Genomic DNA, 13,081 nt, shown 5'->3' with positions numbered 1-13,081 from the left:
TCATACGGTCAACAAATCAACATCAATGCATCGGAGGTTCGATGAGTACCAACGCTTCAATTCCGAAACACCCAAAATGAAACGAATCGCCAGCACAAATCGCGGCGCTTCTCTACGGAGTCGTTTTCCTCATCGTAGGAATGGCCGGCTTTATCCCTGGCTTGACGACGGATGTCGAATCGATGAGTTTCGGCGGCCACCATTCCGAAGCAATGTTGCTGGGCATCTTCCAAGTCTCGATTCTGCACAACATCGTCCACCTGCTCTACGGAATCCTCGGCTTGCTGTTATCACGCCGGTACGGGGCTGCTCGCGCATACCTGCTCGTCGGCGGCCTCATCTATCTCGTCCTCTGGATCTACGGACTCGCCGTGAACAAAGAGTCCGTGGCCAACTTCGTACCCCTGAACTCCGCTGACGACTGGCTCCATCTCGCCCTCGGCGTTACCATGGTCGGGTTGGCCATCTTCTTCTCCCGCCATCGCAATGTGAAACCGGTGGGCACCACACGCTGAAGCGCGGGCCACCGTTGCCGCGTCACTGAATTAAGGAGAAAGGATTTCCGGTGCACTGCCAGACTAGCTGTCACCAAGCCCTGCATCAGTCCCCCACTGAGTCCCCCGTAGGGAACTTTGGCAACGGTAGCCGAGAAGTGAGAATCAGCCGGGGTCCGTTGCTGGGAGAATCAGCGCTTCCGGTCGGCGGTACTGTCATATGCCCCTCCCCTGTATTTGATGACCTGTTTGGTTCTCATCGAGAGTAGACGAACCCACTGACTCCGACAGGCCAGTGGCCCTCTGTAGAGTGCTAAAGAAATTGCCTGATAAGAGTGGAGACACGTCGAGTTCAAGCCTGCGGTCGTCTGATTTGGCGAGGTTCTATATTGCCAATGCGCCTTCCCCCGTCGCGTTCCTCGACGAGTCGATGCGAGAGCAGCTAGGGCCGGGTGAGGAGTCGTCTTCTCCGGTGAAACACGAGTCTCCTCATGAGCGTGGGCCACGGGTCGGCAACAGTGACCTTGCACCGCCATCAGTGTGACTGCGGAGTGCTAGCGGTTAGCTATCAAGGGTGACGCTGTGTGTGTGATGAGGATTGGGGCACGGCGACGTGGCGGTACTGGCAGGAGATCAACAATGTTCTCCCTGCTCGTGTCTCATTTCAGAACCGGCCACCTATTCCTGTCCGTGCCCGGATCGCCTGGGAGCGTGACGAGATGGGGGCGTGGTCGGGGTCGCTACGCGGCTAGGGTTCGATGGTGCTATCTATGTTGAACTCAAGGATCGTCGGTGCTCGACGTTCGGTATATGGCTGCCCCCTGAGGATGGGTGGTGGCCCGGGAAGTGTCTGTTTTAACGGCGCCTCTCGCCTTATTGGTCGGTATGCGAAGTGGGTGTTGAGCGTCGTCGTTTCCATCGCGCCTTGCTGGTGGCCTCCACGGCAGCTCCCACTGCGTCTCGTGCTGCGGAGAGGAACCGTGAGGCGGCGAGGAGTTGTGCGGCCGCGTCTTCAACAGCGGTGTCGGCTCCGACGTCGGCGGCGTAGTCATTGCCTCTGATAGACCGGTTGTACCACCAGCTCAGTTGGGCCGAGACTTGCTTGAGTGAGTCAATGGCCGTTCGTAGATCCGGCAGCAGTGCTTGAGTATCAGCGGGGTGAGATCTGATTAGTTCGATCTCTGATAGGGCTCTCGCGGCTTGTGCGAGCTCGGCGGTAAGGTCTGTTTGCTGGCTGTTTGGTTCGCGGTTCACGTTGCCGTCTTTCTCAGTGCGTCGCGGTAGTCGGGGTTTTGCGGTCGAGAACGCGAAACGGGCCAAATCTGAGGATCGTAAAAGCTCTGCTACTTGAGGACGAGGTGAGCGCGTGGGAGGCATTCTTCGGGGACTCATAGAGGACCGTTGAGTGCTTGTATGGCTCGTCGCTGGTTGCTTTTCGCCTCTCGCTGTTCCTCCGCGGTCGCCGGCCAGTCTTTCAGAGCTCCGACGGCGGTTGTCTCGTTTGCGAAGGTCTCGACTGGTCGACCAAGCTCATGTGCAACCATGCGCATGAGCTTGCGCCATTCGTCCGCTGCTATCTCCTCCTCGCTGAGGTAGATAGTAATGCCTCCCATGGTTGCGAAGCTCTCCTCGATGCGTGTCTGCGCGCGAGTGAGGGGCGTGTCGATGTGTCCGGGGTTCATTTCAGGAGCTATTTCTTCAATCTAGATGCCGGCCCAGTCAAAGATAAGGGGGATGAAGATCATAAGAAAGACGAGAAAGATGAGAATTCGGAAGATTCGTCGCTTCATGGTCCCCCTTGGATCATTGGCAAGCCTACGTTCTCTCGCGCGTTGGACCAGAAGTGCCAGACTAGAGGGTCACTGTCCCCTTCGCTAGGGTTCTCTACGCCAGGGGTGTCTAAGGTGACCGTGGTGGTGATGTTGGTGTCAACGGTGACTGTGACAAGGTCGGAGAGTCCGGGATGCTTCTCGGCCTCGGCTTGGACCGCTGCTGCGAACTGTTCAGCGTAGGCACTATAGGCCTCGACGTATTGACGAGAGATCTCCGTTACGAGGTTGTCGTCGTCCCTCGCTTCGTAAACGGCGTCATCATAGGATTGGGGAGCACCGGGGGCTCCTTCTTCAACAAGAACGAGTTCTGCGACGTTGAGGATGACCTGGATAGGTTCGGTCCGGTATTGGGCGAGGTCGAACATGGTGGGGTTCAATCCGAGGGCTCCGTGGAGGAGTTCGCTGAGGGCCGCGGATTCCCATGCACCGGGGCGTCCGGCAGTGAGGGCGTGTGGATCTCCGAGGTTTGCCGCTGTAGCCCGGAGCGCTGTTGCAAGGAAGTCGGCGAAGTCGACGGTGCCATGCCTGGGGTGTTCGAGTCGTGCGGCAGCGGTCAGTGTTTTAACTGCCTGGTTCCAGTGCCGGTCGTAGTCAGCTTTGTAAGTCGAGTCATCGTCCTGTGTCATGAGCCGAGTTCCTTTCCTTTCAGGGCCAGGATCTTGTCGGGACGGAGGCTTGACCAGTGGTCATCGTCTTCATCTCCACTCAACCGTCGAGTGGAACTTGGTCGCCGTATTTCTCTTCGAGGATTGGCCAGACGAGGGATTCGAGGAGTTCCTGCTTCTTCATGTCTTCCATCTCGACCGCGTAGTCAAGAAGCCGGCCTTGGCTTTTGTTGTAGCGAAAGCTAGTGCCCGGCCCCTTTGTGCCCGTCTTTGCTCGTTGCCTATGCATAGGGAGGTCAGGGCGTGCGAGGGCCGCCTCGGCGGGTGCTGATTGCTCAGGTATCGGAGTTGGGTTCTCGACTGCGGCACCTGCGAATTGCTCGACAGACTTGAGGTCAATGTCACGGCTGCGGCGACTGATCTTCGTCATTGGTCATCTCCAAGCATCTCGTTCGTCAGGACTTGCATAGCGGCCTTGGCTTTACCGGAGATCTCCACCACTCCCCTACCTTCCGATCGGACCTTGTCCCAAGCCTTGGCCGTGACTAAGAACGTACTTGCTAGACGGAATTCCGGGTACTCGGAGAGGTAAGCCTTCGCGTCTTCGACTTCGCTGGCCTTGCCTTGCGGTGAAACTCGGTTGAGGACAACGAGGACGTCCAGGTCGGGGTTGAGATCTCGGGCTGCCGCGACAGATGTCGAGAGGCGGTCGATACTGTCCAGGTCGGCCTGTTGTCCTGATGTTGGTGCGACGAGGAGGTCGCTGGCGACGACGGCAGTACGCAGTTCTGTAGTGTCTCAGCCTTTGACATCGATGATGACGTGGTTGTATTGCCCCGCGAGGCTCTGGATGAGTTGGACGAGGTTGCCCTCTCCGCTAACGACGAGAAGCAGGGGAGACCTGGGTTGACGCGATCATCGACCCAGAGTCGAGAGGTGCCGAGCGTGCGGTCGGCGTCGACGACTACGACAGTGACGCCTCGGCCCTGAAGCTCGATTGCGAGGCTCACGGCGAGTATGGATTTACCGCCTTTGCCTTGAACAAATGTAGTCATCATCGAACATCTGTGGATGCGCCATGGGCCCACCCTATTCATGGATACGGCGACTGGCTAGAGGGAGTTCTCTGCCGGAACTCGACAGCTCGGGGAGCGGACTCATACCTACCGTGCATTATTACATGCTTATAAAACCTTGGACAGTGCAACAGACGTCTTCGTAGGCTGAAGCCATTCATTTCGCCGAGCACACGGAAGTGCACGGGAAATACGACAGCAGGGGGCATCGTGAAGACGCGCTATTCACCGGACATAGCCGAACCGTAAACACAGCGGACTCCCTCGCCCCCTCCCCGGGGCACCCTCCACAGCTCCCGACCATATCGACATGGCGCTGGCACACGAGTGCTCTGACAAACGTGATACCGACACATGACTGCATGCCGAAGACTGCACGCCGAAAGAGGAAACGATGACAGTGAACAGCGAAAACCACACCACAGCTCCGCCCACGCGGCGAAGGTTCTTAGGCAGCCTCCGAGAGTTCGGCCCCGGAATCATTGCCGTCCTCGCCATGATGGGAGCCGGTGACCTGGTCACCGCCTCCGTGTCGGGCTCGAATTACGGCTACAGCCTGATGTGGCTGCTGGTCGCTTCTCTTCTCATCAGGTTCGTCGTCGTCAACATCATGGGCAGATATCAGGTTCTCAACATCAAGAACCAGACGATCGTCGAAGGCTATAACGATGTGTCGAGGTTCTATCCATGGGCGATCGGCATTGCAGCGCTCATCAGCGGACACCTTCTCAATGGCTACATGATCAAGGGCGCAGGTGAGGCGGTCGCCAAAATCGTCACTGTCGGCAACCCGTTCCTCTGGTCATGCATTCTGGTTGTGGCCAGCATCTTCGTCATCGGCCGCAATGTCTACAACACCATCGAAAAGGGCATGAAGCTCCTGCTGGCAATGATGACGGTGGTCTTCCTCGGGCTGGCAATCTACTCGGTCCCCGATGTCGGCGAGCTCATCCAGGGAACCATCGGCTTCGGAATCCCGGCCAACACCGGCGCGTTCGGCGTCTTCGCCGTGGCCTTGTCCCTCATCGGTGCAGTAGCAGGTTCGATGGCGAACTTCCTCTATCCCTATTACGTCCGCGACAAAGGATGGAAGGGCATTGCCTTCAAGAAGCTGCAGCGCAATGACATCCTCTTCGGCATCTCCGCCGCCATCGTCATCAGCCTGTCCATCTGGGTGGTGGGTGCCGAGATCCTCAGGCCCCAGGGAATCCAGGTCTCAAGCCTCGATGACATCTCTCAAGCTCTGACCATTCATCTCGGAGCCTTCGGCGGAGTCATCTTCTACTTGGGCGCTTTCGGCATTCTCTACAGCAGCGTCATCGGCTTCGCCAATGGCTTCCCGAAGGTGATCATCGACTGCCTGCACATCATCCTCCCCTCAAGGCGCGAACAGTACGGCACCAAGTTCGAAGATGATCCGCTGTTCAAATGGTTCAGCCTCTTCATCCTCATCTCCCCCATCCTGTGGTCCGTACCTGGGATGCCGGGATTTGTGGAAATGGCCGTGTTCGTCACCGGGCTGCAGGCCATCATCGTCCCGCTCGTGGCCATCGGGCTGCTGATCCTGGCAAACAAGACGAGCCATTTCGGCAAGCACAAGGCCAATCTGTTCGAGAACATCATCCTGGTGGCGACGACACTTCTCACCATCTGGGTGACCATTCAGGTGTTCATCGGCTGGTTCGCCGGCTGACGGCCGGTTCGCCGGCTGACGCTGAGACAGGACGACTTCGCGCCCCCACTCTCCCCTACTTCACCACTGCGAGCACTTCGTTGAGTGCCTCCGTCGCCGAGGGGTGGGTGTAGATCGTGTCGCGCAGCTCGGTGGCGGTGACGTCGTGGCGCATCGCCAGGGCCACGGTGTTGATGACCTCCTGTGAGTGCACGTGCACGAGTGCGGCACCGAGGATGAGGTCCGTCTTCGCGTCGACGACGAATTTGACGATGCCGCGGGGGTCGCCCTCGATCTTCGCTCGGGGTGCTGCTGCGATATCGGCCATCGCCTTCGCTCCGACTTTGATCTCATATCCCTGTTCGCGCGCATCCTTCTCACTCAGTCCGACACGGGCCACGGGCGGGGTGAGGAACATCGTGTATGGCACGGATCCGCGGTCCTTCGTCGACCGCTTGCCCTCACCGAGCAGCTGGTCTGCCAGGATGCGGTTGTCGTCAAGGGAGATGTAGGTGAACATCGGCCCGCCGTTGACATCGCCGAACGCGTATACACCCTCGGCTGAGGCACGCAGGTGCTCGTCGACGGTGATGAAACCGCGTTCGTTCGTCTCGATACCGGCATTGTCGAGGCCGAGGTCCGTGGTGGCAGGCTTGCGACCGACAGCCAGGAGGACCGCCTCGGCGTCGATGGTCGTCGTCTCTCCATCGATCTCGTAGCTGACGGTCGCGGAGTCGGCACCGTCGCTGACTGCGGTCACTGAGGCATTGTTGATGATGGTGACGCCATCATCGGCCAGTGCTGCAGCGACTACCTCGGCGACGTCGTCGTCCTCGTTGGCCAGTGGGCGGGGCCCGTGGTCGAGGACGGTGACCTGAGACCCGAAGTGGGTGAACATCGAGCCGAATTCGAGGCCGATGTAGCCGCCGCCGACGATGACGAGGCGCTTGGGGAACGGGGTGACGTGCTGCAGCGACTCGGAATCGTGGATGCGCCCGCCCAGCTTGGCACCGTCGATCGGCGGGATGTTCGCAACCGAGCCGGTGTTGACGACGACGGTGTCGGCAGTGATCGTCATGGTGTCGTTGCCGCCGGTGACGCGGACTTCGCGTTCGCCTGTGAACTCGGCGCGGCCGGAGACCAGGAGGACCGAGTCAAGATCGTCGAGCATGGAGAAGTTCTTCTTCCGCATCGCCCCGGTCAGAGTATCGCGACGCTCCACAGCATTGGCGAAGTACTCGGCGACGTCATCGGATTCGCGCTTGTTCTCTGCATCGTGGACGAGGATCTTCGTCGGGATGCACGCGATGTTGATACACGAACCACCGATCATGGCATCGGAGCGCTCAACGACGGCGACACGCTTGCCTGCTCTGGCCATGGTTCCCGCAAGCGTCTTTCCGCCCTTGCCCCATCCGATGACGAGGAGGTCCACGTGTTCGCTCTGATCGACTTCACTGCTGTGCTCGGCCATGATGGGTTCCTTCCAGCTGACAGTTCGGTCCTGCCAGCCTACTCCGAGAACCTCACCATCAGATGTCGCCGAGGTGGGTCGATGTCAGGGCCATCGAGCTGGGGTTGCCCCTGGTGGAGTTCATCGTGAAGCTGGCCTTCCACGGAAGATAGCGGTCGTCCGAGGATTCGATCAGTTCGCCGGCGCTCGTGAACGCGCGTCGGCGAACCCGCAGCAGCGGCGTGCCGACCGGAACCTCGAGCAGAGCGGCGTCGTCCTCGTTGGCTCCGATCGCATCGATGGTCCGTGAGGTTCGGCTGATGTCGACGCCCTGGTCGATGAGTTCCTGGTAGATCGAACCTGAGTCTGTGTCGAAGGCAAGCACGTGGCGCCCGACCTCGAGGGGATAGTTCAAACGCTCGACCATGGTGGGCACATCATCCATGAGGCGGAGCCGGAACACGGAGACGACCGGATCACCGTCGGGAATGCGCAGGCTCGCCGCCAAGGACTTCTCGGCGGGCCTGCGAGTGACCCACTGGGTGCGCTGACCCGGGACGATATCGGCGTTGTGGCACCACTGGGAGAACGAGATGATGTCGTCGAAGGATTGGGTGGGCACATTGTCGAGGACAACCGTCCGGCGCCCCCTCCCGGAGGAGATCAGTCCTTCGGTCCGCAGGGTCGACATCGCCTGTCGAACCGGGCCGCGGGAGCTGGTGAACTTCCGGGTGAGCTCTGCCTCGGAGGGAAGTTCGTCCCCGGGCTGAAAATAGCCTTCACGAATCGCCGTTCGCAGGTAATGTGCGATCTCGTCGTGCTGCTGTCGCGTGTGCTGCTGAGTCATGTGTGCTGGTCTCGTCGTGGTCGGGGATGGGGACACGTGCTTCCAACTGTGCTGCTGTTCGAGCGGGGCTCTGCTCTACTTCCTATTCCTGCCGAATGAACCGAGAGTGCTCCTCGGGATCGTCGACATCACGTTCAGATGAACAATCATCAAACTTGTACATACATGTAGTCATCGTACGGCAGAAAGCGACCAAGATGGGGGAATGTCGAAATCAGATCTCATCATCGTAGGCTCCGGAATCCTGGGCCTGGCCACCGCATTCCGCGCACACCAGCAGGGCCGCAGGGTCCATGTCATCGACCGCTCGGCTCGCCCTGTGGGCTCATCCATCCAGAACTTCGGACACGCGTGCTTCACCGGACAGGCAGACGCAGCCCAGGACCTGGCCATGGCGTCTCGTGCCGGCTGGCGAGAGGTCGCCGCCGCGACCGGAATCTGGGCCGCAGAGACCGGTTCCTTCATCCCCGCCATGACCGAACCCGAGCTTCGCGTCCTCCAGGAGTTCGCCGACCACCGAAGCCCGGAACAGGCAACGATGCTCAGCGCCGAGGAGGTGGCCGCGGCCATCGGGAACCCGAGCCTGGGCGCGATCGGCGGGGCCCACCTGCCCCTGGATATGCGGGTCGACCCGCGTGGGGCTGCCCCCGCAATTGCCGACTGGCTGGCCGGTGAAGGTGTCGATTTCACCTGGAACACCACCGTCACCGAGGTGGCCGGCGGCACCGTGTCCACCAACCGGGGCGATGTCCACGGTGAGCAGGTCGTCGTCTGCCCCGGCTACCAGCTCACCTCCCTGTTCCCCAGGATCGCCGAGTCACATGGGGTGCGCATCTGCACGCTCGTCATGTCCCTGATCGAGCGACCGCCGCAGACCCCCGCAGGGTTCGCCATGCTCACCGGCACCTCACTGGCCCGCTACGACGGTTTCGCCGCAATGCCCGGGGCATCGGCTCTGCGCGAGGATCTCGCCCAGCGGCAACCCGAGCTCGTCGATGTCATCGCCAACCTCATGGTCACCGACATCACCGACGGACTGCTCATCGGCGACTCCCACGCCTATGCCCTCAGCCCTGAGCCCTTCATCGACGAACACGTCGGCAACCTGCTGCTCGAGCGCGCCACCAGCATGCTCGGCATCGCCGAACCCGTCGTTCGCCAACGGTGGCTCGGCCAGTATGCGGACAGCACCGAGACCAACCTGATCCTCGAGCGCCCCGATGAGCAGACGACGGTCGCCGTGGTCACCTCGGGCATCGGGATGACACTGTCCTTCGGGATCGCGGACCGCATCCTCGGCGGGGATACAGCCGCGACGGGAACGAGACCTGCACCGCATTCATCTCCCCTCACCCCAACCGCCGGTGAAGCTGTCATGTCCGACCGGTGAACAGGCACGAATTGTATAGACATGTTGTTTCGAGTTGTCGAAGAATGGCACCAAGCGATCATCCCGACCACTCGAAAGGCAGGCCGCACATGGCCCTGTTCCCACGTTTCAGATCCCGCACCGTCCGCTCTCTCACGGCCGCAGCACTCGCCCTCCCGCTCCTGGCCGCCTGCGGCTCCTCCGGCGACGACGGCGACACCATCACCTTCGCCGCCGTCCCTGCCGAGTCCTCCTCCACGCTGGAGTCGACCTTCGAAAACGTCACCGCTCTGCTCGAGGAGGAGACCGGCAAGAAGGTCGAGTTCCAGAATGCCTCCGACTACGCGGCCGTGATCGAGGGGATGCGCGCAGGCCAGATCGATGCCGCCTCATTCGGCCCGTTCGCCTATGTCATCGCCAAGGACTCCGGCATCGACATGGAACCGGCAGCCGCTCCGACTCACGACGCAGACACGGCCCCGGCCTACACGTCTCTGGCCTACGTCAAGAAGGGCTCGGACATCACGAGCCTGAAGGACCTCAAGGGCAAGAACGTCTGCTTCGTCGACAAGGCCTCCACCTCCGGCTACCTCGTCCCGATGAAGGGGATCATGGACGAGGGCCTCGACATGGAGCAGGACATGAAGCAGATACTGACCGGCGGTCATGACGCCTCGCTGCTGTCCTTGGACTCCGGAGAATGCGATGCGGCCTTCGCCCACGACACCATGTTGGGCACCCTCGAAGAGTCCGAGCAGGTGAAGGCGGGCAGCCTGGAGCCGGTGTGGGAGTCCGATCCCATCACTGAGGACCCGATCGCCGTCAACAACGAATCCCTCGATCCTGAACTGGCTCAGCAGATCACGACCGTCCTGCGCGAGAAGGCGAACATTCCGGCCATGGTTGATGCCGGCGTCTGCTCCTCCGAGGACGACTGCGTCCTGCCCGAGGAGATCGAATACGGCTATAAGCCTGTCGATGACTCCGACTTCGACTCCATCCGAGACATCTGCGACGCCACCCAGGCAGACGCCTGCAAGAACGTCGGCTAGGAGAGACACCCATGAGCAATCATCGACATGCCAACACCACTCAGACCGCTGAACTTCAGCGAGAGATCGACGATATCTACGCCGTCCAGCTCGACCACGTGACCAAGGACTTCGGCGGCGGAGTCCTCGGGCTCGACGACGTCAACATCGGATTCCGTGCCGGCAGGGTCACAGTCCTGCTCGGGCTGTCGGGATCGGGGAAGTCGACGCTCCTGCGTCACATCAACGGCCTGCACACCCCCACCTCGGGAACGGTGCGCGTCCTGGGCCACGACCTGAATTCGACAGGAAAACGCGGACTGCGGGAGCTGCGCCGGAACATCGGCGTGATCTTCCAGTCCTTCAACCTCGTCGGTCCGATGTCTGTGCTGGAGAACGTCTGCGCCGGACAGCTCGGCTCGCTCAAGGGCCGCGCATCTCGCTGATGATGTACCCGAAGTCCGTGCGCAGAGAGGCCATCGAGAAGCTCGACCGTGTCGGTCTTGCCGATCGGGCCTACCAGCGCGCGGACACTCTCTCCGGAGGTCAGCAGCAGCGCGTGGCCATCGCCCGCGCACTCATGCAGCATCCCACAGTGCTGTTGGCCGATGAACCGGTGGCCTCACTGGATCCGGTCTCGGCCCTCGACGTGATCAACCTGCTGCGGCAGATCGCCGAAGAGGACAAACTCACCGTCATCGCCTCACTCCACCAGGTCCAGCTGGCCATCGAGTTCGCCGATCGGATCATCGGTCTGCGCACCGGGCAGGCGGTCCTCGATCGCGCGACTGAGGGCCTGAGTGCCGACGAGGCGTCGACGATCTATTCGAGCGTCTCCGGAATGGACCTCGCCGAGGCTGCGGTCGGTTCCCGAGCAGACGCCGAGTCCTCTTCCGATTCGTCAGACCCGACGATCACATCACCCAGGGTCAGCGCCTCACATCATGTCAGCGCATTGCGCCCCGCGGCCGCGTCAGGTGTGACTCGCTGATGCCCACGCTCGTCGAGACCCCGCGCGAGGCTCCGACGCCGCCGGCGCGTCCGCGTCCGACCGGACAAAGCATCTCCGCCGCGCTCGTGATGATCGTCCTGGTCATCGGAGGCGTGTGGTCGATCGGTTCTCTCGGCATCGATCTGGGCACCATCGTCGACTCCGTCGACAATGCGGGACGCTTCCTTGCCCGCGTCTTCCCTCTCGACTTCCCGCCTGTGCCAGAGACTCTCTCGCTGGTGTTCGAGACCTTGGCCATCGTCTTCCTCGCCACGCTGCTCTCTGTCGCGCTCTCCATTCCGGTGTCTCTGGCCGCCGCCGGGCCGACCCGCTGGGGAATCACCTCGCAGTGGGTCGCGCGCGCTCTGACCGTGCTGGCTCGGGCCATCCCCGATCTGGTGCTCGCGATCATCTTCCTGCGCATGTTCGGCCTCGGAGCCACCGCCGGAATCATCGCCATGGGCATCCACTCAGTCGGCATGATCGCCAAGCTCTACGCCGATGCGATCGAGGAACTCGACGATGGCCCCCGTGAGTCCATGGAGTCCCTCGGCGCCGGCCGTGCGCAGCAGATCATGGCGGCCATTCCACAGACGCTGATGCCGCAGCTCATCGCGACGGCGCTGCACCGATTCGACATCAACCTGCGCACCTCGGTGCTTCTGGGCTACGTCGGCGTGGGCGGAATCGGGTTGGCGATCGCCGATTCCCTGCGCACGCTTGACTATCAGCGAGGCATGGCCCTGGCCGTGCTGGTCCTGCTGCTGTGCATCGGCATCGAGCTGCTCTCGGGAGCGATCCGGGCAGCGCTGATGAGATCGGCCGGACAGAGGATCACCGGCGGCACCTGGGTCGATCGCCTGTTCAACCGCGGTCGCGAATCGGGTGTCAACGATCTCCATCTGACACCACCGTGGAGTTCGGCCCGGTTCAAGCGCTTCCTCTCGATTGCGCTGATCCTGATCGTCACTGTTGCGGCCCTGTGGCGCGTGGATATGTCCTGGTCAGCACTCCTGCAGGGGCTTCTCGACCTACCGAAGACCCTGGCGCTGTTCTTCCCGCCATCAACCGGCGGGACCATGTCCAACCTCGTCGAGGCGCTGCTGGTGACTATCCAGATCTCGCTCGCGGCAACACTCATCGGCGCTGTCCTCGCGCTACCGATCGGCATCCTCGCCGCCCGCAACGCCGTGGCGAATGCCTATGTGCACCAGACGTTCAGGGTGATCATCGTGATAGTGCGCGGCATTCCCGAGCTCATTCTCGCGATCATCTTCGTCGTCATCTCCGGCCTGGGTGAGGTCGCCGGCACCCTGGCTCTGTCCATCGGCGCGATCGGCCTGCTCTCGAAGCTCATCGCCGATTCGCTTGAGGAGACGGACACCCAGGTGCAAGAGGCAATGCGCGCGACTGGTGCCAGTGAGGCACAGGTGTTCTTCTCGGCCACACTGCGCCAGGCGGCACCGGCTTTCGTCGCTCACACGATGTACCTCCTCGACAACAACATCCGCTCGGCCACACTCCTCGGAGTCGTCGGAGCCGGGGGCATCGGATTCCTGCTGCTCAACGCTTCGCGGGTCAACCAGTTCGACGTGGTCACCATGGTGCTCATCCTCATGGTCGCTGTTGTCCTCGCAGTCGAAGCACTGTCGATGTGGCTGCGCCAGGCCGTCCGCTGACAGTCCCGTCATCTCACACATCCCACCTGCAC

Annotated in this window: 12 protein-coding genes; 7 read left to right on the top strand and 5 right to left on the bottom strand. The window is 61.4% G+C overall.

Going from position 1 to position 13,081, the window contains the following annotated elements; genetic code table 11:
- Positions 1-98: 98 nt before the first annotated feature.
- Positions 99-515, top strand: coding sequence for a DUF4383 domain-containing protein (locus tag JTF07_RS17975; protein ID WP_353844015.1), 417 nt, complete (start codon positions 99-101; stop codon positions 513-515).
- A 1,367-nt stretch (positions 516-1,882) separates the two neighbouring features.
- On the opposite strand, the gene JTF07_RS17970 is transcribed toward JTF07_RS17975, so the two are convergent.
- The 3 genes from JTF07_RS17970 to JTF07_RS17960 all read right to left on the bottom strand — a co-directional run bounded on the left by JTF07_RS17970 (position 1,883) and on the right by JTF07_RS17960 (position 3,361).
- Positions 1,883-2,176, bottom strand: coding sequence for a hypothetical protein (locus JTF07_RS17970; RefSeq protein WP_204235561.1), 294 nt, complete (start codon positions 2,174-2,176; stop codon positions 1,883-1,885).
- A gap of 104 nt (positions 2,177-2,280) precedes the next feature.
- Positions 2,281-2,952 (bottom strand): hypothetical protein, encoded by a 672-nt coding sequence (locus tag JTF07_RS17965; RefSeq protein WP_204235560.1) that lies wholly within the window; start codon positions 2,950-2,952, stop codon positions 2,281-2,283.
- Positions 2,953-3,031: 79 nt separating this feature from the next.
- Entirely contained in the window at positions 3,032-3,361 is a 330-nt protein-coding gene (locus JTF07_RS17960) for a hypothetical protein (protein ID WP_204235559.1), read from the bottom strand.
- A gap of 1,040 nt (positions 3,362-4,401) precedes the next feature.
- On the opposite strand from JTF07_RS17960, the gene JTF07_RS17955 reads away from it, so the two are divergent.
- Positions 4,402-5,700 carry an Nramp family divalent metal transporter gene (locus JTF07_RS17955; protein ID WP_204235558.1) on the top strand — a complete coding sequence of 433 codons (1,299 nt, stop codon included), beginning with the start codon at positions 4,402-4,404 and terminating at the stop codon, positions 5,698-5,700.
- A gap of 55 nt (positions 5,701-5,755) precedes the next feature.
- Here the strand turns inward: JTF07_RS17955 and JTF07_RS17950 are convergent, their stop codons facing one another.
- Positions 5,756-7,153 carry an FAD-dependent oxidoreductase gene (locus JTF07_RS17950; protein ID WP_204235557.1) on the bottom strand — a complete coding sequence of 466 codons (1,398 nt, stop codon included), beginning with the start codon at positions 7,151-7,153 and terminating at the stop codon, positions 5,756-5,758.
- Between the two features lie 58 nt (positions 7,154-7,211).
- Positions 7,212-7,979, bottom strand: a complete 768-nt coding sequence (locus tag JTF07_RS17945) for a GntR family transcriptional regulator (protein WP_204235556.1) — start codon at positions 7,977-7,979, stop codon at positions 7,212-7,214.
- Between the two features lie 205 nt (positions 7,980-8,184).
- On the opposite strand from JTF07_RS17945, the gene JTF07_RS17940 reads away from it, so the two are divergent.
- The 5 genes from JTF07_RS17940 (at position 8,185) to phnE (ending at position 13,049) form a co-directional block, all read left to right on the top strand.
- Positions 8,185-9,369: a TIGR03364 family FAD-dependent oxidoreductase gene (locus tag JTF07_RS17940; RefSeq protein ID WP_204235555.1), complete on the top strand. Its 1,185-nt coding sequence runs from the start codon at positions 8,185-8,187 to the stop codon at positions 9,367-9,369.
- 89 nt (positions 9,370-9,458) lie between these two features.
- Complete coding sequence (locus JTF07_RS17935) at positions 9,459-10,400, top strand: phosphate/phosphite/phosphonate ABC transporter substrate-binding protein (RefSeq protein ID WP_204235554.1); 942 nt, start codon at positions 9,459-9,461, stop codon at positions 10,398-10,400.
- 11 nt (positions 10,401-10,411) lie between these two features.
- On the top strand, positions 10,412-10,825 hold the full coding sequence (locus JTF07_RS20980) for an ATP-binding cassette domain-containing protein (protein WP_353844010.1): 414 nt from the start codon (positions 10,412-10,414) through the stop codon (positions 10,823-10,825).
- The gene (locus JTF07_RS20975) at positions 10,825-11,370 is read left to right on the top strand and encodes an ATP-binding cassette domain-containing protein (RefSeq protein WP_353844009.1); all 546 of its coding nucleotides are present in this window, start codon (positions 10,825-10,827) and stop codon (positions 11,368-11,370) included. Before JTF07_RS20980 ends, JTF07_RS20975 begins: the two co-directional genes overlap by 1 nt.
- On the top strand, positions 11,370-13,049 hold the full coding sequence (phnE, locus tag JTF07_RS17925) for a phosphonate ABC transporter, permease protein PhnE (protein ID WP_204235553.1): 1,680 nt from the start codon (positions 11,370-11,372) through the stop codon (positions 13,047-13,049). The genes JTF07_RS20975 and phnE overlap by 1 nt, the downstream gene beginning before the upstream one ends.
- The last annotated feature ends 32 nt before the right edge of the window (positions 13,050-13,081 follow it).

Source organism: Brevibacterium sp. RIT 803 (genome assembly GCF_016892625.1).
Classification (GTDB): domain Bacteria; phylum Actinomycetota; class Actinomycetes; order Actinomycetales; family Brevibacteriaceae; genus Brevibacterium.
The sequence above is the reverse complement of the archived record's forward strand: the minus strand, read 5'-3'. Positions and strand labels throughout refer to the sequence as shown.